This is a genomic window from Roseateles toxinivorans (genome assembly GCF_004362525.1).
Lineage (GTDB): Bacteria > Pseudomonadota > Gammaproteobacteria > Burkholderiales > Burkholderiaceae_C > Paucibacter > Paucibacter toxinivorans.
Genome location: NZ_SNXS01000001.1, coordinates 800935 through 825318, shown reverse-complemented (window position 1 = coordinate 825318; position 24384 = coordinate 800935). Strand labels below are relative to the sequence as shown.

The window sequence follows — 24384 nt, the reverse complement described above, 5'->3', positions numbered from 1 at the left end:
CTGGTGATCCTTGCCGTTGGGCTATCTGGGCCGTCGAATGAAAGTTCACTCACCTCTGAGTGCGTGCCAGAGCATCAGCCCGAAGTGAAGGCCTTGACTCTGAACTAGAGCGAATCTCGCAACAGGACCCAGTCCCCGCCGTTGATCCGGCTTGTTGGTCGACGGTGCACACATGGTGATGCGTCCGTTGCGAACGATCAATGGGGCTGAATTTCAGTCCACCAGAATGCGGTTGGCTAACCAAACAAGTCACGGGGGTCGCTTGATGAGCATATCGTTCCCACCAAGCACGAACCACCTGATCGATGGCCTGCCGGAGGCTACGCTGCAGCGGTGGTTGCCACGACTTGAACGTTTCGAGGTACCGAAGGGTTTGGCGCTGCACGAATCGGGCAGCCTGATGGGCTACGCGTACTTTCCAACGACGGCCATCGTTTCCCTAGTCTATGAGACGGGAGACGGCGCATCGACGGATGCTTGCGATGGTAGGCAATGAGGGCTTTGTCGGCGTCGAGCTGCTCCTGGGAGGTGGATCTACCCCCAGTCGCGCGATCGTGCGAACAGCTGGTGAGGTGCTTGGGCTCCCGGCAGAGACGCTGCGAGACGAAATCGCCCGAGGCCCCCTGGCGACACACCTGTTGCTGCGCTACACCATGACCTTGATTGACCAGGTGGCGCAGACAGCAGTCTGCAACCGCCACCATTCCCTCGATCAACGGCATTGCCGTTGGCTGCTCATGAGCCTGGACCGAACTCAGGGAAACGAGGTGGTCGCGACACAGGGATTGATCGCCAATATGCTCGGCGTACGCCGCGAAGGCGTGACTGAAGTCGCGTTTGCCATGCAGCGGCTCGGTCTGATCCACTACGTGCGGGGGCGGATCCTGGTGCTCGACCGCAGAGGACTGGAGCGGCGGACCTGCGAGTGCTATGCGGTGGTCGAAAGGGAATACCACCGGCTACTTCCAGGAAGGGTTGCCACTCCAGTCCCGCAATGGAGCACGGTGGGACCTTGGAATCAAACGACGGTGCCGAATAATCTTCCCACCCCCGCGGTAATCGCCATGGCCAGGGCGCCCCAAAAGAAGACCCGCCATGCGCCTGCCAAGACGCTAGCGCCCCCGGCCCTGGCCGCGACGCCACCCAACAAAGCCAGAAATGCCAGAGACATTCCGGCAGTCCATGGAATCACCTGCGTGGCAGGCGCTGCGGCTGCAACGGCCATTGGCAGTAGTGCACCGGCGGCAAAGCTCGCGCACGAGGCGAAAGCCGCCTGAACCGGACGGGCAACGTGCGCTTCAGAGATGCCGAGTTCGTCGCGCCCATGGGCTCCGATGGCGTCATGCGCCATCAGCTGTTCGGCCACCTGCCGAGCCAGGGCCGGCTCCAGCCCTCGATCAACATAGATGGCTGCCAACTCACGCTGCTCGGCCAGAGGGTTCGCCTCGAGTTCTGCGCGCTCGCGCGACAGGTCGGCGTCTTCGGTGTCCGCCTGGGAGTGAACCGATACGTATTCACCAGCGGCCATAGACATCGCCCCGGCCACCAATCCCGCGACACCAGTCAGGAGGATGCTGCCGTGACTTGCGCCGGCCGCCGCCACGCCGACCACGAGGCTGGCCGTCGATACGATGCCATCGTTGGCGCCAAGCACGGCAGCACGCAGCCATCCGATGCGCTCGGTGCGGTGGCGTTCAATGTGACGATTCGACGATCTCATGAAAGATGGGAGCGTAAGGCGTTGACAAAGGTGGCAAAGGCAAGTGCACGCCAAGGAAGCGGCACATGACAGCAAATGGTCCAAGAGCTACGCGTGCCGTGCCACCTTTGATCCTATGGGCGCTCATCTGCAGCATCGTCGATCGCGTGGCTGCAGGCAAGAACTATCACCTCAAAGTCATCTTGTTCAACCTTACCGTGTCAAGACACCATGAGGACAGGTGCCTCAGACGTGAAGATCAACTTTGTTGGCGATCATTGAGAACCGACTGCCTCGTGTGCTGCTTTCCTAGACGCCCCAGGTGATATCCCCAATGGCAAGCCGTCCGGTCTTGCGCTTGATCAAGTCGCGGCGACAAGACCGTCGGTAGCGTGAACGCGTGCGCTGCGGAATGCAGTATTCGACATTCGTAAAGGGGGCACCATCAATTCGCGCAAACCGACACCAGAGCCCACCATGGGTGGCGATCTGCGCGGGGCCGGTCGCCTGGCGGTCGGGGCCGTCGCCGGCTTGGCCGGCTTGGTTGAGTCTGTGCACGCCAGTATCGTCAGGCTACCCGGGACGCGACCGCCGCTGTCCGGCCGTACCAAGGGCGTGACGGCTCTTTTCTACGCCGCGGCGCGCGGTCTCACCCAAGTGGTTGGCCACGGGGTTGACATCGCGTTGGCGCTGCTTGAGCCTTTGCTCGCTCAACGAAGCACCAGGCCCGGTTACGAGGCGTTGTTGGCGGCATTGAACGGCATCATGGGGGACTGGCTTGAGGCGCGCTCGAACCCGCTTGCGATCAAGATGCGTTTGCGCAGCGACGGCGTCGCGCTCCGACTCGAGCCGGGGGCCCTGGCCGCGGCGCTGCCGAACGCTAGCGGCAGGATCGTGGTCATGGTGCACGGTCTGTGCATGGGCGACCTGCAATGGGCGCGTCACGGTGCCGATTTTGCTGCCGCGCTGGGCCGTGACCTAGGCGTTACTCCGATCCACCTGCACTACAACAGCGGCCGCCACATTTCCACAAATGGGCGTGAGTTCGCGGCGCTGATGGACGCATTGGTTCGGGCCTGGCCCGTGCCACTGGAGTCGATCGACGTCGTCGCCCACAGCATGGGCGGGCTGGTCGCACGCAGTGCCTTGCACCAGGCTGTGCAGGCCTCACTGGAATGGCCCCTCCTTGTGGGCAAGGTCGTGTTCCTTGGTACGCCGCACCATGGTGCACCGCTCGAGCGGAGCGGCCAGCGGCTCAACCTGCTGCTCTCACTGAGCCCATACACCGAACCGTTCATGCGCCTGGGCCAGGTGCGCAGCGCCGGCATCACCGACCTGCGATTCGGCAACTTGCTCGACAGTGACTGGAAGGACCAGGACCGGTTCGCCGTCCGCGCCGACGCACGCACGCCGGTGTCGTTGCCGGCGGGCACAGTGGCCTATGTCATCGGGGCGGTTGCTGGTTCGACAGATCAGTCGATGCAGGCGCAAGTGGTTGGTGATGGCCTGGTTCCATTGGACAGCGCACTCGGCCTCCACCCGGACCCTCGCTACGCACTACCCATTCCCGAAGAGCATCGGTGGGTGGCCCTCAAGACGAACCACCTCGAACTGCAGACCTCGCCGGAGGTATACAAACGCATAAAGACTTGGCTGTCCGAGCCGCGCTCGCCATGATTGAGAGGCTGCCATTCGCGACCGGCAGCCAGAGGGCTGCCCCATATCGTCTCATCGCCCCCTCTCGACTCAGCCGAAAGGTCTCTGGCGCCATCGTCACCCAGTGCCGGGGACATGGTCGCAAGTTGATCGACATCAATTCACGAGCTGCCCTATGTGCGGTCGCGCACAGATCGTGCGCGGCACACCGCCTAAATTTTGTCATGCGGTCTGAAGACCACCCGGTTGTCTCTGCCACTGCGCGCAGACCGCGATTGGACCTACCACCGAAGGAGCATGCTATGAATTGGGAACGTATACAGGGCAACTGGAAGCAAGTCACGGGGAAAGCCAAGGAGCAGTGGGGTAAGTTGACGGATGACGACTTCGATGTCGTTGCCGGTCGCCGAGATCAGCTGGCCGGCAAGATCCAGGAGCGCTATGGCGTGGCGAAAGACGAGGCCGAAAGACAACTGGTCGAGTGGGAGCGCAAGGCGACCGACTCTTGGTTCACGAAGTAGTGGATGGGTCCCACACACCTACGTCGAGTTCCGGGACCGCGGCTGCACACTGGGAGCGGATGAATGACTGCACTCCAACCGCTATTGCGCTGGGTCGCCGGCAGTTCGTTCGGTCTCGCGGTTGTCGTGACTTCGGCAAGCGCTCAGAGCCGCGGCGAAATGCTCTACTCGACGCATTGCATCGCTTGCCACACAGCGCAGGTGCATTGGCGGTCACGCAAAGCCGCCACTGACTGGACGAGCCTCAGGGCCGAGGTGCGCAGGTGGCAGCTAGCGACCTCGCTGGTTTGGAGCGAGGACGACGTACTCGACGTGGCACGCTATCTGAACGACAGTGTCTATCACTTCGAAGTGAAGGACTCGATTTCGTCGACGAGCCAAATCAACGGCGAGGTGTCCAGACTATCTGGCCGCCCTTAGCCCGGTTGTGAACGCTGATGAAGTGACAGGCTTTCGCCTCAGACTTCTCATTGCATTGATGCGGATCAAGCTGACCCGCCCACCGATTGGCTTTGTTGCGTTGTCCGCGCCCTTGAATTCGACACCGGTTTCCTGATATTTCTCGGAGGTTTCCATGTTTGGATTTGCCACCACACTGACTGGCATGTCGTTCGACGAGGTCATGACCAGGACGCTTGCCGCATTGAAGGCTGAGGGCTTCGGCGTACTGAGCGACATCGACGTGCAGCACGCGATGAAGGAGAAGCTTGGTGCGGATATGCCCGCATACCGAATCCTTGGTGCCTGCAATCCGCCGCTGGCGCATCAAGCCCTCCAGGCTGTGCCCGACATAGGTCTGCTACTGCCATGCAACGTGGTCGTACGCGAGGAAGCACCGGAGCGCGTTGTGGTCGGATTTCTCGACCCGCAGATCATGGTGAACCTGGTCGGGCGGCCCGAGGTCAAGTCCGTGGCCGACGCGGCCGAGCAGCGACTGCGTCGTGCTTGCCAGAGTCTCGGCGGCAGCCCGCCCACCTCGGTCTGAAAGCCTAGGTGCGCGTTGCTGACTGTTCGCGAACGCACTGTCCAGCCCCAAGACCTCCCCTAAAGTGCTTTCATCACGCCGGTTCACCCCAAGTCCACTGTGCGCAGGGGCGCCAGCGTTTGACTCGGCGAATCGACTTCCTGGTCACGAGGCTCATTGATGCAAGCAGCAGGCCGGACCCGCTGGGCTCCCGACGACGCGCTGATGGGTGCCCATTGGCAGCGCCTTGTCGTCCTGTGGCTGCTTTCGCCGCTGCTCCGGCTGCAGAGCGCGCACGTGCGGCGCATCACGCCGCGCCTGCCGGAGCCACCGGGCCGCCGCGCCGGTATCACAGGCCGTGGCCCGTTGATCCGCTTGCTGGTGGCGGGCGACTCAGGTGCCGCAGGAGCGGGGGCTCCGACACAGGACCAGGCGCTGTGCGGCCAGCTCGTACGACGTCTAAGCCGGCATCACACCGTCGAATGGTGCGTGCTGGCGGCCAATGGGCTGGACTCGCCGGGGATGCTGAAGATGTTGCAGACGGCACCATGCGGGCGATTCGATGTGGTCGTGCTGTCGATGGGTGCCAATGACGCGACTGTTCTGTGCGCTCCGCTGCAGTGGGCACATTGGCAGACCCGTCTGGCCGAGCTCATCGAATTGCGCTTCGCGCCGAGCCTGCTGGTGCACAGCGCCGTGCCGCCCATGCATGCCTGCCTGGCGCTGCCGCAACCGCTGCGCTGGTTCATGGGCCATTGGGCGAAGCAGATGAACCAGAGCCTGGCCGGACTGCTGATCGACCAAGCGGGACGCACCATGCATTGGCATCCGGAAACGACGACCACCGTGGGCATGGCGGCGGACGGAATCCATCCAAGTTCTGAGGGCTATGCCGTATGGGCCGATGGCCTGAGTCGGCGCATCCTGGCCGCCCAGGCGGTCTAAGCCACTGCCCGATGGGCTTGGAATGTGCGCACCACTGGCGAGGGGCTACCGAACGCGGCGGCTCGCCACCGCATGGCCAGCGCTCAACGCGAATGGGAGCACGGCATCGGCACTGCTTGCCTTACCCGAACTGGGGAGTTCGGCGCTGGCACACTGACGTCAGCCGCCGAGCGTGCGGTCCTGCTGACCGAACCAAGTGAGGGCGGCGTCCAGGTGCTGTGGCCGAAAGTCCGGCCACAGCGCGTCAAGCACGAAGATGTCGGCGTAGACCGACTGCACAGGCAAGAAGCCGCTCAAGCGCCGCCCACCGCCCCAACGGACAACCATATCCATACGTGAGACATCGGCCGACCGCAGCCCGCCATTCTTCAGGCCAGCCAAGTCCCACTCCCAGTCGTAGTTCACGAGGAAGTTCACCTTGATGCCCGCGCCTTGACGAACGCGGAATGTTGCCAGTTCGGCGGGAAACTGCTTGGATTGTTCGTCGCCGACGACGAGCAATGCGGCGCCACGGCTGCGGATCTCCAGCGCGAAGGCGACGCAGGCGGCACGAAAGCTCTTGGCCTGCTCGGTTGGGCGGCGCGTATTGTCTTGAGTGAATCCGTAGACCGAGACTTCCTCGACACCGAGTGCCTTGCAGGCTTCGAAGAGCGCCAGGCCGGGCTCGATGCCCCGCGCGTAGCCCTCTGCCTTGGGCAAGCCCTGCTGCACAGCCCAGCGCCGATTTCCGTCCGGGATGAAACCAATGTGTCGAGGTAAACGTCGCGCGCTGCGCGACGAACTCTCGATGCGCATGGAACAAGGTTCAGCACTCATCGAGTGGTGCAGCAGGTCGCAACCGTTCACTCTGTAGTCTTACCATCGAAGTGCTCGCTATCAGCCTCGGCGTCGGCACGCGTGTGGTGGACGACACGGTCACGATGGTTAGGAGGCGCATACAGCGTGTAGAGCTTCAAGGCTGCCGCACCGGTATTGATGATGTTGTGCTTCGTCCCCGCTGGCACAAGCACTGCAAACCCGGCACGGATCGTGGTCCGAACCCCGTCAAGGACGGCCTCGCCACTTCCCTCTTCGACCCTGAAGAACTGGTCAAGTTGGTGAACCTCGGCACCGATCTCTTCCTGCGGCTTCAATGCCATCAGCACGAGTTGGCAGCTTTTTGCCGTGTAGAGCACCTTGCGGAACTCGTCGTTTCGGGTCGCCAGCCCCTCGATGTCTTCCACGAAACCCTTCATCGCACTCCTCCGTTGATACGACTTCCAGCAAATTAGGTTTGCTCGACAGGTGCCCAGCCAGTACTTGGGCACCAGCGGGCATATCAAGCTCAACAATATGCGTTCAAGCATGCGCCGTCCGTCTGATACCGAACATAGGAGGGCGACCGAATTGACCGCGGTGTATCGGGTGGCCGAGCGCTGCATCACGGAGCCACTCCTCTTTACCGCGCGCCTCTCACGCTCGCCGCTACTGGATGGGCTCAACGCACTTCCTGACGCGACGGCTCGTCAACGTGGGAACCGAAATGAGCTTGCATGTTCTGGCCTACAACCTGAAGCGAGTGATGCGCATCTTGGACATCGCGCCGCTGATCCAGGCAATGAGAATGATGCGCGTAAGCGCCGCCTGGGTGCGGCACTAGAGGGCGGCGGCGGCCTTCCAGACGTCCAGATGCCACTCGCAGTCGATTTATGGGCCCGCGTCGGACAACTGACGTGCACTCCACTCCGCGGCATCCGAATCTCCAACGCCACCGATCTCCAGCGAAGCCTTGAAATTGCCCCTCAAGGCCTCAGTTGCCGACCATGAACACCACCCGATCCACCTCCGCTGGTCAGCCCACCCAGGGCAAGTTGACGGTCGCGCACACGCTGGCGCAGTTGCTGGAGCGCCTGGAGCGCAGCCGCGTGCCAGTGGGCGCGGCGCAGTACCGCGCCGTGGTGCAGCACCTGCTGCTGGAGTTGGAGAGCCTGCGCGAGGCGCCCGAACTCGGGGCTTTTCTCGACCTTTACCCGGCTACCTCCGAGTTGTACGAAAATACGGCCTACGCGCACGCGGGCCTGTGCCGTTCGCCGCTGGAGTTTTCACTCCAGGCAGAATTGAGGGCCCGCGAGGCGATTGAGCGCGTCATGCGCCGCCCCCAACCAGGATTGACCAATGGCCAGAGCTGATTCGAAAACGACCGTGTTGGAAGACGGGCTGCGTTACAAGTCCAAGGTATCGGGCTCGCCGTTCAAGGCTGCCGCCTCGTTCGGCACCGCCACGATGTCCTGCTATCTCTGCGGCAAGCACCGCACCCGCTCGCTGATGAAGACCCGCAAACTGCTGGGCCGCGCCCAGGCAGTCTGCTCCCCCTCCTGCAAGGAAATGGACGCGGCCATCGCGGCCGGTTGATGCACCGCGCCTGGTAGGCCGGCATCTCAGGCGCGACGACGGCGCCTGTACACCAAGGCACCCAGGCCAACCAAGGCCATCGCCCAGGTGGCGGGTTCCGGCACCGGAGCCGGGAAGCCCAGCTGCGCGCTGGCAATCTGCTGCAGGGTCAACGCATCGGCCTTGGAGATGCCCAGATCGAAGGCGGCAATCTCGTTGGCACCCAGCGAATTCGGGTCCAGCCCGGTGATGCTGCCGAACTGCACCAGGGCGCTCAGATAGGAGCCGTACTTGCTGGCATGCAGATAGTCGTTCCACCACAGATTCATCAGGTCACCGGCCTGCGCCTGGGTATAGACGCCATTGGCGTCGTAGAAGCCGCCTGACTTGGCCAGACCCATATCGATCGCCCTCTGGAAGGCTTCGCCGGCCGGTATCACGCCGGCAAAGCCCGGGTTGCTGGCCGCCGTGGCGAGGAAGGATGTCTTCAGGTCGGCCGTCATCGCCGCCAGGCTGCCGTAGTACAGCGTGGCCGCGCCGCCGGCGGCCGAGGTGTCGACGATGGGGCTGCCGTCGGGCGTGGTCGGGTCGGCCTTGGTGATCTTGTGGGCGAACACCATGTCGGGCCGTGCCCAGGTTTCCAGCAGATAGACCTTGGTGGCCGCGCTGGCGTTGGCGTTGGCCGGAATCACCCGCGAGGTGTTGCAACTGCCGGCCGAAAGGCCGGTGGCCATGCACTTGGCCTGGCTGCCGAACAACGCGCTTTCGGTATAGGTCTGGGCCGCGCCGTTGTGGATGAAGCGCTCGAACTGGTCGGCATAGGCATTGAAGGTAGCCTGATTGGCGTTCTTGCCCATGCCGTTGGGTAGCGCCGCGTCGCTCTGCTCCTGCAGCACCACGGCGTCCCACTTCTTTGACGCCACATTGCCGCGCAGGTCCCACAGCGGGCTGGCGGTGTTCAGGAACTGGCCGCGCAACGAGGCGGCGTTGCGCGCCGAGATCGACACGTCATAGTCCAGCCCGGCCTGCACGGTGAACTGCTTGAAGATGCCGGGCACGCCGCCCCAGGGATGGGGCTCCCAGGCGTTGGAGCCGCCGGAGTACAGCGCCTGGAACGGGGCCGTCAGGTCATGCACATTGGCCCAGTTGTAGCTCATCACCGGATCCAGCCGGCCGAAGGTGTAGCTGTTGCCGACGAACAGTATGGACGTGGGTGCCGCCAGCGCGGCGCTGCTGGCCAAGAGGCCGCTGAGGCACAGGCTGGCGAGGGTGAGATGCTTCATGCTCTTGTCTCCGTTGTAGGTATGGCAGCGAAGTTAAGGGCACGACCACCTCATGTCAAATATACTGATTCGGTCACGTCAAGACTAATTTCATATGGATTTGCGACATCTGCGCTACTTCCAGGCCGTGGCCGAGGCCGGCCACATGACCCGTGCGGCCGCGGCCTTGGGCATACAGCAGCCGCCGCTGAGCCAGCAGATCAAGGCGCTGGAGGCCGAGCTGGGCCTGGTGCTGTTCCACCGCCATCCGAAAGGTGTGGCCTTGACCGAAGGCGGCCGCGCGTTCCTGATCGAGACCCGCCGCCTCCTGCAGGATGTGGAAGCAATGCGCGAGCGCATGGCCCGCGTCGCCAGCGGCCGGCTGGGCACGGTCAATGTGGGCTTCACCAGTTCGGCGGCAGCCCACCGCTTCACACCCGCCGCCCTGCGCGCCTGCCGCAGCCGCTACCCCGACATCGAACTGGTGCTCAGCGAGAACAATGCCGCCGAGATCACCGAGGCGCTGGTGGCCGAGCGCCTGCACTGCGGCTTTCTGCGTGTGCCGGTGGCCCTGCCCGAGGGCCTGGTGTTCGAGACCCTGCTCCGCGAGCCGGTGGTGGTGGCGATGGCGCTGGACCATCCGCTGGCCGCCGCCACCGCACCCATCGCCCTGGCCCAGTTGCGCGACCAGAACCTGATACTGGCCCGCCGCCCGGGCGCCCCGGGTCTGTACGCCAATCTGCTGGCCCTGTGCGAGGCTCAGGGCTTTCACCCGCGGGTGGTGGCCGAGGTGGACCGGATGATGACCAACCTGAATCTGGTGGCTGCGGGCGCCGGCATCACCGTCGTGCCGGCCTCGATGCGCGGCGCCCACCCGGATGCCATCGTCTACCGACCGCTGCTGGAAGGTGCACAGCTGGAAGCGCCGCTGACGCTGGTCTATCGCCAGCACGATTGCACGGGCGCCACGGCCACGTTGATTGCCCTGGTGCGGCAGATCGCTGCGCAGCAGGCTGCGCCATGAGGACCCTGCTTGCCCTGGTCCTGTGCTTGATGGCCACCGCCGCCCTCGCCCAGCCCTGGCCGAGCCGCCCCATCCACCTGGTGGTGGCCTATCCGCCCGGCGGCGTCAGCGACGAGATCAGCCGCGCGCTGGCGGAGAAGCTCGCTGCCCAGCTGGGCACGCCGGTGCTGGTCGAGCACCGCGCCGGTGCCGGTGGCGCCCTGGCCATGGAGATGCTGGCCAAGGCCTCGCCCGATGGCCATACCCTGGTGTTCTCGGCCATCAGCCCGCTGGTGCTGACGCCGCATCTGGGCCGGGTCGGCTACGAGCCGCTGAAGGACATTGCCCCGGTCGTCGGCGTGATGTTCACGCCGGTGCTGCTGGTGGGCACGCCGGCGCTGAAGGCCAGTAGCTTTGCCGAGATGCTGGAGGCGGCCCGCGCCCGGCCCGGGGGCATGCGCTGGGCCACGTCCGGCCTGGCCACCACGGGGCATAGGGTGCTGGAGCAGGTCAAGCTGATCAGCGGCGCCGACATCACCCACATCCCCTACAAGGGTGGCGGCCAGCAGCTCAACGACGCGCTGGGGGGCCAGTTCGAGCTGCTGTCGTCCAATGTCGGCGCGCAGCAGCTGCAGCACATCAGGAGCGGCAAGTTCAAGGCCCTGGCCGTCGGCGCGCCGAACCGGCTGGACGTGCTGCCCGATGTGCCCACCCTGGCCGAGCTGGGTTTCGCCCCGGCCAATCTGGTCTCGCTGTTCGGCATCTTCGCGCCGGGCAGGACACCCGAGCCGGTGCTGGCGCGGCTCAACACCGAGTTGAACAGGGCCTTGCAGCTGCCCGACATCCGCCAGCGCCTGCTGGCGGTGAACAACCTGCCGGCCGGTGGCACGGCCGCCGAGTTTGCCCGCCACATCGCACGCGAATGGGAGCTGAACCGGCGCCTGGTCGAGGCGGCCGGGGGGCACCTCAAATAGCTCAGCGCCGGGTCACGGCATCGCCCGGTTCGTAGTCCGCCGCCTTCAGCGGGCTGCGCGCCGCGATATAGGCGCGCAGCACGTCGGCGTCGACGAAGCCGGTGTTGACGAAGCCCGGATGCTTGTCCAGCTTCGGGTAGCCGTCGCCACCGGAGGCGGTGAACACGCTGATCGCCAGCCGGTAGGTGCGCTTCGGGTCTATCGCCTGCCCCCCGATCAGGGCCGACTCCAGCTGGCCGCCGACGATGCGCATCTGCACGCCGGCCGTCTGCGGGAAGGCGCCGGCACCCGGCGTCATCTTCGCGGCGGCCTGCAGATAGGCCAGCAGCTCGTCGCCCTTGAGCTGGACCAGGCCCAGCAGATTGCCGAAGGGTTGCACCTTGAGCACGTCGCGGTAGCTGATGGCGCCGGCCTGAATCGACTCGCGCACACCACCGGAATTGATCAGGGCCAGATCGGCGCCGACCCTGTCCATCATGGCCCTGGCCACCAGCACGCCCAGATTGGTCGGCTGACGGCGCACACGCACGCGGTCGCCATCGAGCAGTCCGTCCGTCGACCCCACCGGCACGCCCAGGCGAACGTCACCGGCGCGCTGGAACGGTTGCAGGAAGGCGCGCAGGGCCGGGTCTTGCGGGATCGCCTCGGTGTAGCTCGTCTTCGTTCCGTCGGGCAGCTTCTTCATCAGATTGACCGGCAGCAGCTGGTAGCGCTGCAGCTCGACCTTACCGGCGTCGATGACGAAATCGGCCCGGCCCACATACTTGCCCCACTCATGGGCCTGCACGATCCAGGCACCGTTCTGGCGGTCGGGGGCACAGGGCTGGCCCGGCACATAGGCATCGTTGCGCTGGTTCTCGGCCAGCATGCACACCGGCTCCTGGCTGTGGCCGCCGACCACCAGGTCCAGCCCCTTGACGGCACGGGCCATCTCCACGTCGCCGGGCGCATTGACGCCGCGATTGCCGTCCGGGTAATGGCCCATATGCGTCGTGGCGATCACCATATCGGCCTTGGCGCGCAGTTCGGGCACCAGCTGCGCCGCCTCCTCGGCGGGTTTGCGGAACGTCACGCCGCGGATATTGTCCGGCGACACCATCTTCTGCGTGTCGTCGGTGGTCAGCCCCATCACCGCTATTCTGTAACCGCCACGCTCGAACACCCGGTAGGGCTCGAACATGCGCTGGCCATCCTTGTAGATATTGGCCGCCAGCAGCGGGAACTTGACCCACTGCCGCTGCTTGGCCAGCACCGAGAGCGGCTTGTCGAACTCGTGGTTGCCCACGGCAATGGCGTCGTAGCCGATCAGGTCCATGCCCTTGAAGTCGGGCTCGGCGTCGAGCAGATCGCTCTCGGGCACGCCGGTGTTGACGTCACCGCCATCGAGCAGCAAGGTGTGGCCGCCGCTGGCGAGCACCTCGGCGCGGATGCGGTCGATCAGCGTCTTGCGCGCAGCCAGGCCGTACTCGCCATCGGCATTGGTCCAGAAGCGGCCGTGATGGTCATTGGTGTGTATCACGGTCAGCTTCAGTGGCGCGCGCGGCGCCTGGACGGCGCAGCCACCGACGGTGAACAGGGCGGCAAGCGCCGCGGCTTTCAACAGGGCCGGACTTGGATTCACGAACGCTCCTTCAACTGGGATACGGGATGCTAGCGCGATCCCGGACCTTCCAGGCTCAGCTTGGCTCGGGGTCTTCCAGCAGGAGCATCGCGGTCGGTTCGTCCAGCACCAGCTCGTTGATGAAGCCGCCACGCAGCGCTGCCCGCAGGCCGGCCAGCTTGCCCCGGCCGGAGACCACGCACAGTGCGTGCTCGGCACGTTGGAAGCGGTCCAGCTCCAGGCCGCTGCTGCGGGCGTTCAGCGCGATATCGCGCCAGCTGCCATCGGCGCGGAAGAACACGGTGGCGATGTCGCCGACCACGCCGTCCGCCTGCAGGCTCTGGAATTCGGCCTCGTCCAGATAGTCGCCGCTGTGCACATGGCTGCCTGTGCGCGCCGCGCCGATGCTGAACACCAGCACCTTGGCCCGCTCCTGCAGCGCCCGCAGCGCCTGGATGCTGCGCTCGCGCCACAGCGCCTCGCGCGTGGCCGCATAGTCGAAGAAGGCCGGCACCGGAAAGCTGTGACTGCGCGCGCCAAAGTTCAGCGCCAGCCGCGAGACGATGGATTCGCCGAAGGCATTGGCGAAATTGGCGCCTGTTGCCGAGCCATTGAGCTGCACCACATCCAGCTCGCGAACCGGCTTCTGTATCAGCGCATCGGCCACGGCGGCCAGCGTCGTGCCCCAGGCAACGCCCAGCACGCTCTGCGGCTCGACGATGGTGTTCAGATAGGCGGCGGCCTGCTGGGCCACGCGCCGCAGGCACTGCTGCTCGCTGGCACCCGGCGGCACCGGCACGACCTGGATGGCCTTCAGGCCAAACTCCTGCTGAATGCGCGACTCCAGCCGCTGCGGTTGGGCCGCGGGGTCATGGATGCGCACCTCGACCAGGCCGGTCTCGCTGGCATAGCTCAAGAGCCGCGAGACGGTGGCGCGAGAGGTGCCCAGCTCCTGGGCAATGGCGGCAGTGGTCAGCTGCTGCTGGTAGTACAGACGTGCCACCTTCAGGGCGGCATAGGACATGTCCTGGCGGTCGTTTGCGGCCATGGGAACCCTTGGATGAAACGCATTGCCGCCCGAGGCGGTTCAGCGTCGCAGTATGCAAGAGTCCCGTGACAGCTTGCCGGGAGTCAGGCCCGTTCGTCGTCGGGCAGCCCATCCAGCAGGCGGTCGAATTCCGCGCCGGCCTCGCTTGCGACGGGCGCGCTGACAGCCTTGTCCAGCGGCCTGCAGATGCGGCTGTGCAGATGGTTCAGGCGCTCGGAGGCCTCGACGGCGCGCAGGATGCGCTCCGGGTCCAGCATCATCGCAAACGGGTTGGCGCAGGCTTGGGCTTGTTGCATGGAGAAGCTCCTGGGGTTGACGGCGGTTACCGGTTTGTAACCATGCCCCGACTCTAGGCGGCGGCAAGGGTTCGCCCAGTCGGCGTCCCCCCATTCCCTGTGTCAGTGAACTTCCTAGTGCGCTGTCAGCCTCGGATACAGATATTCGCGGCCGGAGGCACGGGCAAAGTCCAGCGCGCTGAGGCCCTGTTCATTGCGCAGGCCCTTGTCCGCGCCCGCCTTGAGCAGGGCATCAATCGCGCTCTCGCGGCCGTAGCGGGCGGCCATCATCAGCGGCGTGCTGCCATTGGGCGAGCGCGCATTGAGCTCGGCGCCCTCCTTGATCAGCAGCTCGATCGAGCTTTCGCCATCGGCCGCCGTCGCGGCGTAGTGCAGCGGCGTCCAGCCCTCGCGATTGATCTGGGCGCCGCGCACCAGCAGCTTCTTCACCCAGTCCAGCTGGCCGCGCAGCGCCGCCATCATCAGCGCCGTCTCACCCGCCGCATTGGCCAGATTCACGTCCAGTGCCGGATACTGCATCAGGCTGTCAGCGGCTTTCAAGGACTCGTCGCGAAGGGCCACCACCAGGCCGACATTGCCCTCGGCGTCGCGGGCATTGGGATTCACACCGCGAATCATCAGGGTCATCACAAGGCGGCCGTCGTCACGACCTATGGCGGTGAAGAAGTCTTCCACATCGCCAGCCCACGCCATGGAAAATCCATACGTGACAATGAGATAGATCAAATATCTAAGGTATCGCATGAGATTCCGCCATGACCGGGATGCCGAACAGGCGCTCGCAATTGGCGCTGGTCACCGCCGCCAAATGCTCGATCGTGCAGCCCCGGAGCTCGGCCAGCTGTTTGGCGACCAGGGGCACATAGGACGGGTTGTTCAGCTTGCCGCGGTGCGGCATGGGCGCCAGATAGGGGCTGTCGGTCTCGATCAGCAGGCGATCCAGCGGCAGCCGTGAGGCCACTTCGCGCAGATCACCAGCGTTCTTGAAGGTCAGGATGCCGGAGAAGGACACGTAGAAACCCATGTCCACGGCCGCCTGGGCCACGTCCATGGTCTCGGTGAAGCAATGGAACACGCCTCCTGCTGCCTCGCCGCCCTCCTCGCGCAGCACGCGCAGCGTGTCCTCGGCCGCGCTGCGGGTGTGTATCACCAGCGGCTTGCCGCTGGCCCGGGACGCGCGGATGTGCGTGCGAAAGCGCTCGCGCTGCCACTCCATGTCGGCAATGCTGCGGCCGTTGAGGCGGTAGTAGTCGAGGCCCGTTTCGCCGATGGCGACGATCTTGGGGTCGGCTGCCGCCAGCACCAGCTCATCGAGCGTCGGCTCGTGCACATCCTCGTTGTCGGGGTGCACGCCGACCGTGGCCCACAGATGAGGATGGGGGTCCACCACAGCGCGCACGGCCGGGTACTCCTCCATCGTCGTGCAGATGCAGATGGCGCGGTCCACCTGCGCCTCGGCCATCTTGGCGAGGATGTCGTCGAGCTGGCCTCGCAGTTCGGGGAAACTGAGGTGGCAATGGGAGTCTATGAACATGGGCTGCCTGCAGTGACGCGCCACGGGCGCGGCACGGCTAGATGGTCTGTGTAGGTTTGGCCGACGAAATCGACGTGCCCAAAAGCTCTTCGATCTTGATCTTGATCAGCCGTGTCTTCTCGTCCGAGGGGAAACGCACGCCGACACCCTGGGTGCGGCCGCCAGAGGCATTGGCCGGGGTGATCCAGCCGATCTTGCCGGCCACCGGGTAGCGCTGCGGGTCTTCGGGCAGGGACAGGAGCAGGTAGATGTCGTCACCGAGCTTGTACTCGCGGGTGGTCGGCACGAACAGGCCGCCTTCGGAGAACAGCGGGATATAGGCCGCGTAGAGCGCCGTCTTCTCCTTGAACACCAGCTGTATCACGCTGGGCCGCGCGCCCGCGACGGTGCTCACCGGCGCGGCAATGCCGGGGGCAGCGGCCGGGGGGCGGGAGTTGGGCGCTTCGCTCATGGTCTGCAGTGTAACCAGCCCACCCGGCATTCAGGCCTTTGAACTGGCCTGTGTGATGGCCGCTTTTCCCTGCAGGAACAGCGACTCCATCAGCAGGCCGGCGTTCAGCGGATGGTCGGCCTGGCGGGCGGCCTGCTTCAGCACCTGGCCCCAGGCATGCAGCGGGGCGGCATATTTGAGCTTGGGCACAGCGCTGTCGGGGAAATAGCTTGCCTCCGCGCCGCACTGCCTGCGCAGCAGGTCGTGGCACAGGCGCTGCAGCGCGTCGATCGCACGGGGCACCGGCCAGTCGGTCAGCGCCGTGGCGTCGCCCCGGGCCAGGCGCTCGGGCAGTGCGGCCCAGGTCTTGGCCTGCACGCCGTCGCGCGCCCAGTTCAGCGCCTCCTGCGGCCGGCCACCGGCACCGCGCAGCAGGATCTCGGGCTGCTCGACGCCTTGAGCCTGCAGCCAGTCCAGGCACTCGGCCTCCAGCGGCAAAGGCAGGGGCACTGGCTGGCAGCGGCTGCGAATCGTCGGCAGCAGGGCATCGGGGGCGGCGCTGGCAAGCACGAAGCGCAGCTGGCCGGCAGGCTCCTCCAGCGTCTTCAGCAGGGCATTCGAGGCGATCAGGTTCACCGCCTCGGCCGGGTAGACCAGCACCACCTTGGCGCGTCCGCGCGACGAGGTCTGCTGGGCGAAGCTGATCGCCGCGCGCACCGCATCGACCTTGATCTCGCGGCTGGGCTTGGCCTTGCTGGCCTTGGTTTCGCTGGCGGCGCCCTCGGCTTCGTCCGGTGCCCAGCCCAGCGGCTCGCGCAGCGCGTCGGGAATCAGCAGGCGGAAGTCCGGATGGCCATGCGAGTTGAACAGGCGGCAGCTGACACAGCGTCCGCAGGCCCAGGCGTCTGGCGCGCGGGTCGCGTCTTCGCACAACCAGGTCTGGGCCAGCACGACGGCCAGCTCGAACTGCCCGACCCCGCCGGGCCCTTGAACCAGCAAGGCATGCGAGCGGGCCGAGGCCAGGGCCGCGCGCAGCGGCGTGGCCAGCCAGGGCAAGGGCAATTGGCCGTCTTCTCTTACCACCCGCGCTGCTCCAGCACCGCCTCGACGCGCGACCAGACCTGGGCGATGTCGCCCTGGGCTTCAATGCGCGCAAAGCGCTCGGGGAATTGAGCGCAGCGTGCCGCATAACCGGCGCGCACCCGTTCGAAGAAGTCCAGATCCAGCTGCTCCAGCCGGTCCGGCGTGCGGGCCGAGGCGCGGCGCTGGGCGGCGGTCTCGGCGGGGAGGTCGAACCACAGCGTCAGATCGGGCTGGCGACCGGCCAGCACCCACTGCTCCAACTGGGTCAGCACGGCCAGGTCCATGCCACGGCCATGGCCTTGATAGGCAAATGTGGCGTCGGCGAAGCGGTCGCACAGCACGGTACGGCCGGCGGCCAGTGCGGGTTCGATCACGGTCATCCGGTGGTCACGGCGGCCGGCGAACACCAGTAGCGCCTCGGTCAGCCCGTCCATGGGCTTATGCAGGAACAGCTCGCGCAGTTGCTCGGCCAGCGGCGTGCCGCCGGGCTCGCGGGTGTTCAGCACATCGGCTCCGCGGGCGCGCAGGCGCTCGGTCAGCGCCGCGATATGCGTGGATTTGCCCGCCCCGTCTATCCCCTCGAAGGTGATGAATTTCCCGTTCAAGCTCACTACTGGATGCCACGCTGATGTTTGTTGACCGCGCGATTATGCTCGGTGAGGGTTTCGCTGAAGGCCGAGCTGCCGTCGCCCTTGGCGACGAAGTACAGCGCCTTGCTGGCCTCAGGGTGCAGCGTGGCCTGCAGCGAGGCCTGGCCGGGCATGGCAATCGGCGTTGGCGGCAGGCCGCCGCGGGTGTAGGTGTTGTAGGCGGTGTCGGTCTGCAGATCGCGGCGGCGCAGATTGCCGTCGAAGGCCTCGCCCAGGCCGTAGATCACCGTCGGGTCGGTCTGCAGGGGCATGCCTATGCGCAGCCGGTTGACGAAGACGGCGGCGACCAGGCCGCGGTCGGCCGCCCTGCCCGTCTCCTTCTCGACGATGGAGGCCAGTATCAGCGCCTCGTCGGCGCTTTTCAGCGGCAGATTCGGGGCACGCTGCGCCCAGGCGGCATCGAGCCTGCGCTGCATCGCCTGCAGGGCGCGGCGCATCACCGTCAGGTCGCTGACGCCGCGGCTGTAGGCATAGGTGTCGGGGAAGAAGCGGCCCTCGGCCGGCAGCTGCGGCGCACCGAGCGCGGCCATGATCTCGGCCTCGCTCATCGCCGCGCTGGCCGGTTTGAGGGCCGGCGCCTTGGCAAGGGCGGCGCGGAACTGGCGGAAGGTCCAGCCCTCGATCAGCTTGACTGTCTCCAGTGCCTCGTCGCCGCGCACCATCTTGTCCAGCAGCTGGCGGGGACTGGTGCCGGTGTGGATCTCATAGCTGCCGGCCCGTATCAGCTTGGCCTGGCCCGACCAGCGAAACCACTCGTAGAGCCAGCGAGGCGAGGTCTGCACGCCGGCCGTGACCCAGGCCTGGGCGACGTCACGCGGCAGGGTGTTGGGCTCGATCGACAGCTCGACCGAGGGCTGGCTCAGGGCCAGCGGCTGCTGCACCCAGTACCAGGCGGCACCGACCGCGCCGGCGGCGAGGACCAGCAGCAATAAAAACAGTTTCAGCACAAACCTCATGCGGGTTCTTTCGGGTCGGAAGGCGGCCTTGGGCGGCGCTGATGATAATCGGCCCATGACTACGCAAATGATTCAACAGGGTGTCGCTCGTTTGACCGAATGGGGCGTGCTGCGCGCCAGCGGCGAAGAGGCGGCCAAGTTCCTGCACGGCCAACTGACCCAGGACATCGTGCTGATGAGCGCCGGCCAGGCCCGTCTGGCCGGTTTCTGCTCGGCCAAGGGCCGGCTGCTGGCCAGCTTCATCGCCTGGAAGCCGGCACCCGACGAGGTGCTGATGGCCATGCCGGCCGAGGTGCTGCCTGCCGTGCTCAAGCGTCTCTCAATGTTCGTGCTGCGCGCCAAATGCAAGCTCAGCGATGCCAGCGCGCAGTTCGCGTTGTGGGGGGTTGTCGGTGACGGCGCGCCCGCCGAGGTCTGGCAGCGCAACGGCGACGCGATCCGCCTGCCCGATGCCGCCGGCCAGCAACGCTATCTGCTGGCTCAAGGCCCAGAGGCCGTTGCGCCTGCCCTGCCCGCGATCAGCGAAGCCCAGTGGCAGTGGCTGGACGTGCAAAGCGGCCTGGCCTGGGTGCGTGGCGCCACCGTCGAGCAGTTCGTGCCGCAGATGATCAATCTGGAACTGCTGGGCGGCGTCAATTTCCAGAAGGGTTGCTATCCCGGCCAGGAAATCGTCGCCCGCAGCCAGTACCGCGGCACGATCAAGCGCCGCACCTTCCTGTTCGACAGCGAGGCCCCGGCGGCAATCGGCCAGGAGATCTTCCACAGCGGCGACGCCGAGCAGCCGGCGGGTCTGGTGGCCGGCGTGGCGCCCAACCCTGCCGGCGGCTACAGCCTGCTGGCCGAGGTCAAGATGGCGGCGCTGACCGCTGGCAGCCTGCATCTGGGCAATGTGTCGGGCGCCGAGCTGAAGGCACGGCCCCTGCCCTACGACATCGATGTGGACGTGACGGAGTAGCGTTGCAGGAGCTCTACGTCTATTACAAGCTTGAGCCGGGGCAGGCCGAGGCGGCGCTGGCGGCATTTCGGCAATTGCAGGCCGCCTTGAAGCTGCAATTGCCCGGAATGCAAAGCCGCCTGCTCCAGCGGCCCGTGACGGCCGGCGCCCAGCAGACCTGGATGGAGGTTCACAGCTGGCCCCAGGGCGCCACACCGCCGGATGGCTGGCAGGCGCTGATCGAAGCACAGGCCGAGCCGCTGCCCGGTAGCCAGCGCCAGGTGGAAGTCTTCGAGCCTCTCGCGTAGCCCGGATGCAATCCGGGGGCCAGTGTGCCTACGTTGATGGTCCCGGATTGCATCCGGGCGCTCTAAAAGTCCGCGTCCAGCACCACCCGGTAGCGAGCCTTGCCGGATCTGAGGTGCTCCACCGCCTCGTTGACCCGGCTCATTGGGAAGCGCTCCACCTGCGGCGCGATGCCGTGGCGTGCCGAGAATTCCAGCATCTTGGCCAGCACCGTCGGTGAAGGCGTCGGCGAGGCCGACAGCCCGCGCTGCCAGGACAGCAGCGAGCCGCTGCGCAGGCTCATCTTGTCGGTGACAACGCCGACCAGGTGCATGCGGCCCTTGGGCGCCAGCGTGTTGATCAGGGCGTCCCATTCGAGGCTGGCGCCGACGGTGATCAGCAGGAAGTCCAGGCTGCCTGCCGCCGCCTTCAGCTCCTTCAGATCGACGCTGGACAGGGTCTTGTGCGCGCCCAGCGCCAGCGCCTCCTCGCGCTTGGACGGCGAGGACGTGAAGGCGGTGACCTCGCAGCCCCAGGCCCGGGCGAACTTCACCGCAAGGTGGCCCAGGCCGCCGATGCCGACCACGCCGACGCGATCGGTCGGCTTGACCGAGTGGATGACGAAGGGCAGGAACACCGTGCCGCCGCCACACATCAGCGGGCCGGCCGCGGCGGGGTCCATGCCTTCGGGAATCGGCACCGCCCAGCTCCAGTGGGCACGCAGGCTCTCGGCAAAGCCGCCGTGCCGGCCCATGATGGTGGGTTGGCGCTTGGCGCAGAGATTCTGCTCGCCGCCAAGGCAGAACTGGCAATGCGTGCAGCTGGCCGTGTGCCAGCCGATGCCGACGCGCTGGCCGATCTGCCGGCCCTTGGCGTGCGTGCCCAGTGCCGTGATCACGCCGACGACCTCATGGCCGGGCACGATCGGATAGCTGGCAGGGAACCACTCGCTGTCTATCATCGCCAGGTCCGAATGGCAGATGCCGCAATGCTCGACGCGGATCTCGACCTCTTCCTCGCCCAGTGGGCCGGGGTCGTAGCTGAAGGTCTGCAAGGGGCCGCCGGCTTCGAGGGCGGCGAATGCACGAACAGCGCGAATCTGGGTCATGGTTTCTCCTGGATCAGTCATCCTATGCCGGCTCGCGCGCCCGCGCTGTCACCTACAGCACCCGCGTCATCTCCACATGGCCGATGCCCGCCTCCTCGAACACTTCGCCGCGCTGCACGAAGCCGGCGCGGATATAGAACGACGCCGCGCTCAGCTGGGCGTGCAGCACCGCCTCGCGATAGCCCTGCTCGCGGGCACTGCGCATCAGCGCGTCCAGCACGCTGCGGCCGACACCGCCGCTGCGCATGCCGCGCTGCACCGCCATTCGGCCGATCTTGACGACGCCCGGCACATGCTCCAGCGCCCGGCCGGTGGCCAGCGGCACGCCGAAGCGGTTGTAGGCCACGGCATGGGTGCAGATGGCGTCGGCCTCGTCCCATTCCATCTGGGCCGGGATCTTTTGTTCTTCGACGAAGACCTGCTGGCGTATCGCATGGGCATGGGTGCCCAGGGTTGCCCAGTCACCGACCCTGACCTCGACCATGGCCTCGCCGACCTCGAAGCGTTGCAGCACCTCGCGCAGCGCCTGCGGCACCGCCTTCGAGGTCTGCGTCGCCGGATCGGCGAACACATAGACCAGCTCGCCGTGAACCAGCAGCTCCTCGCCGCGGAACACCGCACCATGGAAAGTCAAGGAGCTGTTGCCGATGCGGGCGCAGCGCACGGCTATGTCCAACTGGTCGTCGTAGCGGGCCGAGGACAGGTACTCGAGCGTGGACTTGCGCACATAGAGGTCGCCGCCGAACGAAGCCATCGTGTCGGCATAGGGCAGCGCCATGGCCCGCCAGTAGCCGCCGACGGCGGTGTCCAGATACATCAGGTAGTGGCCGTTGAAGACGATTTGCTGGGCGTCGATCTCGGCCCAGCGCACGCGCAGGCGCTCAAGAAAACGAAAGTCTTTGCGGTTCATGCCTTGAATCCCTGTTGCAGGGCCAGCGCCGCGGCGGCCTGAGCATGCAGCGCCTCGGGAATCGAGCGGCCCATCTTGATGAAGTCGTGGATCACGCCGCGGTACAGCTCCAGTTGCACCGGCACACCGGCGGCGCGCAGGGCATCGGCATAGGCCAGGCCCTCGTCCACCAGCGGATCGCATTCCGCCAGTATCACGCAGGCCGGGGCCAGGCCCTCAAAGTCCTCGGCCAATAGCGGCGCAAAACGCCAGTCGGTGCGCTGGGCCTTGGCAATGTACTGGTCGAAGAACCAGGCGATGCTGGGCGCGTCGAGCAGAAAGCCGTTGGCGAACAAGCGGTGCGAGCCGGTGTCGGCATGGGCGATGGTGCCCGGTGTGACCAGCAGCTGCAGGGCCAGCTTCAGGCCCAGGTCGCGGGCATGCTGGGCGCTGACCGCGGCCAGGGTGCCGCCGGCACTGTCGCCGCCGACGGCAATGCGGCGGTTGTCCAGATCCAGCGTGTGGCCGTATTCCGCCAGCCAGGCCAGCGCTGCCCAGCAGTCATCGACGGCGGCCGGAAAGCGGTGCTCGGGTGCCAGCCGGTAGTCCAGCGCCAGCACGGCCGCGCCGCTGCGCAGGGCCAGCTGCCGGCACAGGCTGTCATGGGTCTCCAGATTGCCTATCGTGAAGCCGCCGCCATGGAAGTACAGCAGCACCGGCAGCCGATCCTGGCTGTTGGCATAGAGCCGCGCCGGCAGGCCGCCCACGGCGCCGGGCAGGACCAGATCCTCCACCCGGTGCAGCTTGGCACGCGGCAGGTCAAGGATTTCTGCACCCAGGGTATAGGCCAGGCGGGCCGCCTCGGGGCTCTGCGCATAGAACGGTGGGCGATTGGCGCGCACGATGCGCTCCAGCACGCCGGCCATGCGGGCGGTCAACAAATTGCTGCTCAATTCCATGTCCTCTTGCCGGGATGGGCCGGAGCATACTGGCTGAACTCATCCCACACAGGAGCAAGCGAGACATGGCCTTGATCAACTATCTGACCCAGATCCAGTTCGAGCATGGCGCGGTGGCGCTGCTGGCCTCCGAATGCCAGCGCGTCGGTATCAACCGGCCACTGGTGATCAGCGATGCGGGCGTGCGCGCCGCGGGTGTGCTGGACCAGGCACTGGCAGGGCTCAAGGACCTCCACCATGCGGTGTTCGACGGCACGCCGTCCAACCCCACCGAGGCGGCCGTGCGCGCCGCGGTCAAGGTCTATGTCGAGAACGGCTGCGACGGCTTGGTCGCCGTCGGCGGCGGCTCCAGCATCGACCTGGCCAAGGGCGTGGCGATTGCCGCCACCCATCCCGGGGCTATGACCACCTACGCGACGATAGAAGGCGGCAGCCCGCGCATCACCGCCGCCGTGTCGCCGCTGATTGCCGTGCCGACGACGGCCGGCACCGGCAGCGAGGTGGCGCGCGGCGCCATCCTGATCGTCGACGACGGCCGCAAGCTCGGTTTCCACAGCTGGTTCCTGATGCCCAAGGCCGCCATCTGCGACCCCGACCTGACCCTCGGCCTGCCGCCCGGCCTGACGGCCGCCACCGGCATGGACGCGATCGCGCACTGCATGGAGACCTTCATGTCGGCCGCCATCAATCCGCCGGCCGACGGCATTGCGCTGGACGGCCTGACCCGTGGCTGGGCGCACATCGAGCGGGCGACGAAGGACGGCAGCGACCGCGCCGCCCGCTGGGCGATGATGAGCGCCAGCATGCAGGGGGCACTGGCCTTCCAGAAGGGACTGGGTTGCGTGCATTCGCTGAGCCACAGCCTGGGCGGCATCAATCCGCGCCTGCACCACGGCACCTTGAACGCGGTGTTCCTGCCGGCGGTGGTGCGTTTCAATGCCGGCTCGGCCAGCGTGCAAGAGCAGCAGCGCCTGCAGCGCATGGCCCATGCGATGGGCCTGGGCAGTTGCGACAGCAAGGGCACCGAGGTGGCCGAGGCCCTGACCGAAATGAATCAACGCCTGGGCCTGCCGGCCGGGCTTGCGGCCATGGGCGTCACCGCCGACCTGTTCGACCGCATCATTGGCTATGCGATGGCCGACCATTGCCACAAGACCAATCCGCGACTGGCCAGCGCCGAGGAGTACCGCGAGATGCTGATCACCAGCATGTAGCAAC

28 protein-coding genes and 1 pseudogene are annotated in these 24384 nt (G+C 66.2%); 13 read left to right on the top strand and 16 right to left on the bottom strand.

Annotation, left to right across the window (positions count from 1 at the left end):
- Window positions 1-265: 265 nt before the first annotated feature.
- A pseudogene (locus tag DES47_RS03830) lies at window positions 266-980 on the top strand (Crp/Fnr family transcriptional regulator); the annotation flags it as partial.
- Between the two features lie 38 nt (window positions 981-1018).
- On the opposite strand, the gene DES47_RS03825 reads toward DES47_RS03830, so the two are convergent.
- Entirely contained in the window at window positions 1019-1720 is a 702-nt protein-coding gene (locus tag DES47_RS03825; RefSeq protein ID WP_133699310.1) for a VIT1/CCC1 transporter family protein, read from the bottom strand.
- Window positions 1721-2176: 456 nt separating this feature from the next.
- Between DES47_RS03825 and DES47_RS03820 the strand changes: the two genes are divergently transcribed.
- The 5 genes from DES47_RS03820 to DES47_RS03800 all read left to right on the top strand — a co-directional run bounded on the left by DES47_RS03820 (window position 2177) and on the right by DES47_RS03800 (window position 5785).
- Complete coding sequence (locus DES47_RS03820; protein ID WP_133699309.1) at window positions 2177-3376, top strand: esterase/lipase family protein; 1200 nt, start codon at window positions 2177-2179, stop codon at window positions 3374-3376.
- 281 nt (window positions 3377-3657) lie between these two features.
- The gene (locus DES47_RS03815; RefSeq protein ID WP_133699308.1) at window positions 3658-3876 is read left to right on the top strand and encodes a CsbD family protein; all 219 of its coding nucleotides are present in this window, start codon (window positions 3658-3660) and stop codon (window positions 3874-3876) included.
- 63 nt (window positions 3877-3939) lie between these two features.
- Window positions 3940-4296 carry a c-type cytochrome gene (locus tag DES47_RS03810; RefSeq protein WP_133699307.1) on the top strand — a complete coding sequence of 119 codons (357 nt, stop codon included), beginning with the start codon at window positions 3940-3942 and terminating at the stop codon, window positions 4294-4296.
- 154 nt (window positions 4297-4450) lie between these two features.
- Window positions 4451-4861 (top strand): DUF302 domain-containing protein, encoded by a 411-nt coding sequence (locus DES47_RS03805; RefSeq protein WP_133699306.1) that lies wholly within the window; start codon window positions 4451-4453, stop codon window positions 4859-4861.
- Window positions 4862-5020: 159 nt separating this feature from the next.
- Window positions 5021-5785, top strand: a complete 765-nt coding sequence (locus DES47_RS03800) for an SGNH/GDSL hydrolase family protein (RefSeq protein WP_133699305.1) — start codon at window positions 5021-5023, stop codon at window positions 5783-5785.
- Window positions 5786-5944: 159 nt separating this feature from the next.
- Here DES47_RS03800 and DES47_RS03795 read toward each other — a convergent pair whose 3' ends face one another.
- Together DES47_RS03795 and DES47_RS03790 are read right to left on the bottom strand one after the other, a co-directional pair.
- A complete protein-coding gene (locus DES47_RS03795) occupies window positions 5945-6580 on the bottom strand; it encodes an undecaprenyl diphosphate synthase family protein (protein ID WP_133699714.1) in 636 nt (211 codons plus the stop codon).
- Between the two features lie 47 nt (window positions 6581-6627).
- Entirely contained in the window at window positions 6628-7020 is a 393-nt protein-coding gene (locus DES47_RS03790; RefSeq protein WP_133699304.1) for a cupin domain-containing protein, read from the bottom strand.
- Window positions 7021-7587: 567 nt separating this feature from the next.
- Between DES47_RS03790 and DES47_RS03785 the strand changes: the two genes are divergently transcribed.
- Together DES47_RS03785 and DES47_RS03780 are read left to right on the top strand one after the other, a co-directional pair.
- Window positions 7588-7953, top strand: a complete 366-nt coding sequence (locus DES47_RS03785) for a hypothetical protein (RefSeq protein WP_208114892.1) — start codon at window positions 7588-7590, stop codon at window positions 7951-7953.
- Entirely contained in the window at window positions 7940-8176 is a 237-nt protein-coding gene (locus DES47_RS03780; RefSeq protein WP_133699302.1) for a hypothetical protein, read from the top strand. Before DES47_RS03785 ends, DES47_RS03780 begins: the two co-directional genes overlap by 14 nt.
- Before the next feature lie 26 nt (window positions 8177-8202).
- Here the strand turns inward: DES47_RS03780 and DES47_RS03775 are convergent, their stop codons facing one another.
- Window positions 8203-9438, bottom strand: coding sequence for a PEP-CTERM sorting domain-containing protein (locus DES47_RS03775; RefSeq protein WP_133699301.1), 1236 nt, complete (start codon window positions 9436-9438; stop codon window positions 8203-8205).
- Between the two features lie 94 nt (window positions 9439-9532).
- Between DES47_RS03775 and DES47_RS03770 the strand changes: the two genes are divergently transcribed.
- Both DES47_RS03770 and DES47_RS03765 read left to right on the top strand, forming a co-directional pair.
- On the top strand, window positions 9533-10441 hold the full coding sequence (locus DES47_RS03770; protein WP_133699300.1) for a LysR family transcriptional regulator: 909 nt from the start codon (window positions 9533-9535) through the stop codon (window positions 10439-10441).
- Window positions 10438-11394, top strand: a complete 957-nt coding sequence (locus DES47_RS03765; protein ID WP_133699299.1) for a Bug family tripartite tricarboxylate transporter substrate binding protein — start codon at window positions 10438-10440, stop codon at window positions 11392-11394. The genes DES47_RS03770 and DES47_RS03765 overlap by 4 nt, the downstream gene beginning before the upstream one ends.
- Before the next feature lies 1 nt (window position 11395).
- Here the strand turns inward: DES47_RS03765 and ushA are convergent, their stop codons facing one another.
- The 9 genes from ushA to mltG form a co-directional block, all read right to left on the bottom strand.
- Window positions 11396-13015, bottom strand: a complete 1620-nt coding sequence (gene ushA / locus DES47_RS03760; RefSeq protein WP_166651837.1) for a bifunctional UDP-sugar hydrolase/5'-nucleotidase UshA — start codon at window positions 13013-13015, stop codon at window positions 11396-11398.
- 55 nt (window positions 13016-13070) lie between these two features.
- The gene (locus DES47_RS03755; protein ID WP_133699298.1) at window positions 13071-14042 is read right to left on the bottom strand and encodes a sugar-binding transcriptional regulator; all 972 of its coding nucleotides are present in this window, start codon (window positions 14040-14042) and stop codon (window positions 13071-13073) included.
- Window positions 14043-14125: 83 nt separating this feature from the next.
- Window positions 14126-14338, bottom strand: coding sequence for a hypothetical protein (locus tag DES47_RS03750; RefSeq protein WP_133699297.1), 213 nt, complete (start codon window positions 14336-14338; stop codon window positions 14126-14128).
- A 114-nt stretch (window positions 14339-14452) separates the two neighbouring features.
- Window positions 14453-15031, bottom strand: a complete 579-nt coding sequence (locus DES47_RS03745) for an ankyrin repeat domain-containing protein (RefSeq protein WP_166651836.1) — start codon at window positions 15029-15031, stop codon at window positions 14453-14455.
- Between the two features lie 37 nt (window positions 15032-15068).
- On the bottom strand, window positions 15069-15872 hold the full coding sequence (locus DES47_RS03740; RefSeq protein WP_133699295.1) for a TatD family hydrolase: 804 nt from the start codon (window positions 15870-15872) through the stop codon (window positions 15069-15071).
- Window positions 15873-15909: 37 nt separating this feature from the next.
- A complete protein-coding gene (locus DES47_RS03735) occupies window positions 15910-16323 on the bottom strand; it encodes a PilZ domain-containing protein (protein ID WP_208114891.1) in 414 nt (137 codons plus the stop codon).
- 30 nt (window positions 16324-16353) lie between these two features.
- The gene (locus tag DES47_RS03730) at window positions 16354-17364 is read right to left on the bottom strand and encodes a DNA polymerase III subunit delta' (protein WP_133699294.1); all 1011 of its coding nucleotides are present in this window, start codon (window positions 17362-17364) and stop codon (window positions 16354-16356) included.
- Window positions 17365-17378: 14 nt separating this feature from the next.
- Entirely contained in the window at window positions 17379-17996 is a 618-nt protein-coding gene (tmk, locus tag DES47_RS03725; protein WP_133699293.1) for a dTMP kinase, read from the bottom strand.
- Window positions 17996-18991: an endolytic transglycosylase MltG gene (gene mltG / locus DES47_RS03720; protein ID WP_133699292.1), complete on the bottom strand. Its 996-nt coding sequence runs from the start codon at window positions 18989-18991 to the stop codon at window positions 17996-17998. Before mltG ends, tmk begins: the two co-directional genes overlap by 1 nt.
- Window positions 18992-19046: 55 nt before the next feature.
- On the opposite strand from mltG, the gene ygfZ reads away from it, so the two are divergent.
- Window positions 19047-19946 (top strand): CAF17-like 4Fe-4S cluster assembly/insertion protein YgfZ, encoded by a 900-nt coding sequence (ygfZ, locus tag DES47_RS03715; protein ID WP_133699291.1) that lies wholly within the window; start codon window positions 19047-19049, stop codon window positions 19944-19946.
- A 2-nt stretch (window positions 19947-19948) separates the two neighbouring features.
- Window positions 19949-20233, top strand: a complete 285-nt coding sequence (locus DES47_RS03710) for a DUF4936 family protein (protein WP_133699290.1) — start codon at window positions 19949-19951, stop codon at window positions 20231-20233.
- 62 nt (window positions 20234-20295) lie between these two features.
- Here DES47_RS03710 and ahr read toward each other — a convergent pair whose 3' ends face one another.
- From ahr to DES47_RS03695, 3 genes are read right to left on the bottom strand one after another with little or no spacing between them, the layout of a single operon-like run.
- Complete coding sequence (gene ahr / locus DES47_RS03705; protein ID WP_133699289.1) at window positions 20296-21318, bottom strand: NADPH-dependent aldehyde reductase Ahr; 1023 nt, start codon at window positions 21316-21318, stop codon at window positions 20296-20298.
- 52 nt (window positions 21319-21370) lie between these two features.
- Window positions 21371-22228 carry a YbgC/FadM family acyl-CoA thioesterase gene (locus DES47_RS03700; RefSeq protein WP_133699288.1) on the bottom strand — a complete coding sequence of 286 codons (858 nt, stop codon included), beginning with the start codon at window positions 22226-22228 and terminating at the stop codon, window positions 21371-21373.
- The gene (locus DES47_RS03695; RefSeq protein WP_243748141.1) at window positions 22225-23166 is read right to left on the bottom strand and encodes an alpha/beta hydrolase; all 942 of its coding nucleotides are present in this window, start codon (window positions 23164-23166) and stop codon (window positions 22225-22227) included. The genes DES47_RS03700 and DES47_RS03695 overlap by 4 nt, the downstream gene beginning before the upstream one ends.
- Before the next feature lie 65 nt (window positions 23167-23231).
- On the opposite strand from DES47_RS03695, the gene DES47_RS03690 reads away from it, so the two are divergent.
- Window positions 23232-24380 carry an iron-containing alcohol dehydrogenase gene (locus tag DES47_RS03690; RefSeq protein WP_133699287.1) on the top strand — a complete coding sequence of 383 codons (1149 nt, stop codon included), beginning with the start codon at window positions 23232-23234 and terminating at the stop codon, window positions 24378-24380.
- Window positions 24381-24384: the final 4 nt, after the last annotated feature.

Excerpts from the sequence above, each read along its gene's own strand:
- DES47_RS03825 (WP_133699310.1), bottom strand. The coding sequence starts at position 1,720 with ATGAGATCGTCGAATCGTCACATTGAACGCCACCGCACCGAGCGCATC.
- DES47_RS03820 (WP_133699309.1), top strand. The coding sequence starts at position 2,177 with ATGGGTGGCGATCTGCGCGGGGCCGGTCGCCTGGCGGTCGGGGCCGTC.
- DES47_RS03815 (WP_133699308.1), top strand. The coding sequence starts at position 3,658 with ATGAATTGGGAACGTATACAGGGCAACTGGAAGCAAGTCACGGGGAAA.
- DES47_RS03810 (WP_133699307.1), top strand. The coding sequence starts at position 3,940 with ATGACTGCACTCCAACCGCTATTGCGCTGGGTCGCCGGCAGTTCGTTC.
- DES47_RS03805 (WP_133699306.1), top strand. The coding sequence starts at position 4,451 with ATGTTTGGATTTGCCACCACACTGACTGGCATGTCGTTCGACGAGGTC.
- DES47_RS03800 (WP_133699305.1), top strand. The coding sequence starts at position 5,021 with ATGCAAGCAGCAGGCCGGACCCGCTGGGCTCCCGACGACGCGCTGATG.
- DES47_RS03795 (WP_133699714.1), bottom strand. The coding sequence starts at position 6,580 with ATGCGCATCGAGAGTTCGTCGCGCAGCGCGCGACGTTTACCTCGACAC.
- DES47_RS03790 (WP_133699304.1), bottom strand. The coding sequence starts at position 7,020 with ATGAAGGGTTTCGTGGAAGACATCGAGGGGCTGGCGACCCGAAACGAC.
- DES47_RS03785 (WP_208114892.1), top strand. The coding sequence starts at position 7,588 with ATGAACACCACCCGATCCACCTCCGCTGGTCAGCCCACCCAGGGCAAG.
- DES47_RS03780 (WP_133699302.1), top strand. The coding sequence starts at position 7,940 with ATGGCCAGAGCTGATTCGAAAACGACCGTGTTGGAAGACGGGCTGCGT.
- DES47_RS03775 (WP_133699301.1), bottom strand. The coding sequence starts at position 9,438 with ATGAAGCATCTCACCCTCGCCAGCCTGTGCCTCAGCGGCCTCTTGGCC.
- DES47_RS03770 (WP_133699300.1), top strand. The coding sequence starts at position 9,533 with ATGGATTTGCGACATCTGCGCTACTTCCAGGCCGTGGCCGAGGCCGGC.
- DES47_RS03765 (WP_133699299.1), top strand. The coding sequence starts at position 10,438 with ATGAGGACCCTGCTTGCCCTGGTCCTGTGCTTGATGGCCACCGCCGCC.
- DES47_RS03755 (WP_133699298.1), bottom strand. The coding sequence starts at position 14,042 with ATGGCCGCAAACGACCGCCAGGACATGTCCTATGCCGCCCTGAAGGTG.
- DES47_RS03750 (WP_133699297.1), bottom strand. The coding sequence starts at position 14,338 with ATGCAACAAGCCCAAGCCTGCGCCAACCCGTTTGCGATGATGCTGGAC.
- DES47_RS03745 (WP_166651836.1), bottom strand. The coding sequence starts at position 15,031 with ATGGCGTGGGCTGGCGATGTGGAAGACTTCTTCACCGCCATAGGTCGT.
- DES47_RS03740 (WP_133699295.1), bottom strand. The coding sequence starts at position 15,872 with ATGTTCATAGACTCCCATTGCCACCTCAGTTTCCCCGAACTGCGAGGC.
- DES47_RS03735 (WP_208114891.1), bottom strand. The coding sequence starts at position 16,323 with ATGAGCGAAGCGCCCAACTCCCGCCCCCCGGCCGCTGCCCCCGGCATT.
- mltG (WP_133699292.1), bottom strand. The coding sequence starts at position 18,991 with ATGAGGTTTGTGCTGAAACTGTTTTTATTGCTGCTGGTCCTCGCCGCC.
- ygfZ (WP_133699291.1), top strand. The coding sequence starts at position 19,047 with ATGACTACGCAAATGATTCAACAGGGTGTCGCTCGTTTGACCGAATGG.
- ahr (WP_133699289.1), bottom strand. The coding sequence starts at position 21,318 with ATGACCCAGATTCGCGCTGTTCGTGCATTCGCCGCCCTCGAAGCCGGC.
- DES47_RS03700 (WP_133699288.1), bottom strand. The coding sequence starts at position 22,228 with ATGAACCGCAAAGACTTTCGTTTTCTTGAGCGCCTGCGCGTGCGCTGG.
- DES47_RS03695 (WP_243748141.1), bottom strand. The coding sequence starts at position 23,166 with ATGGAATTGAGCAGCAATTTGTTGACCGCCCGCATGGCCGGCGTGCTG.
- DES47_RS03690 (WP_133699287.1), top strand. The coding sequence starts at position 23,232 with ATGGCCTTGATCAACTATCTGACCCAGATCCAGTTCGAGCATGGCGCG.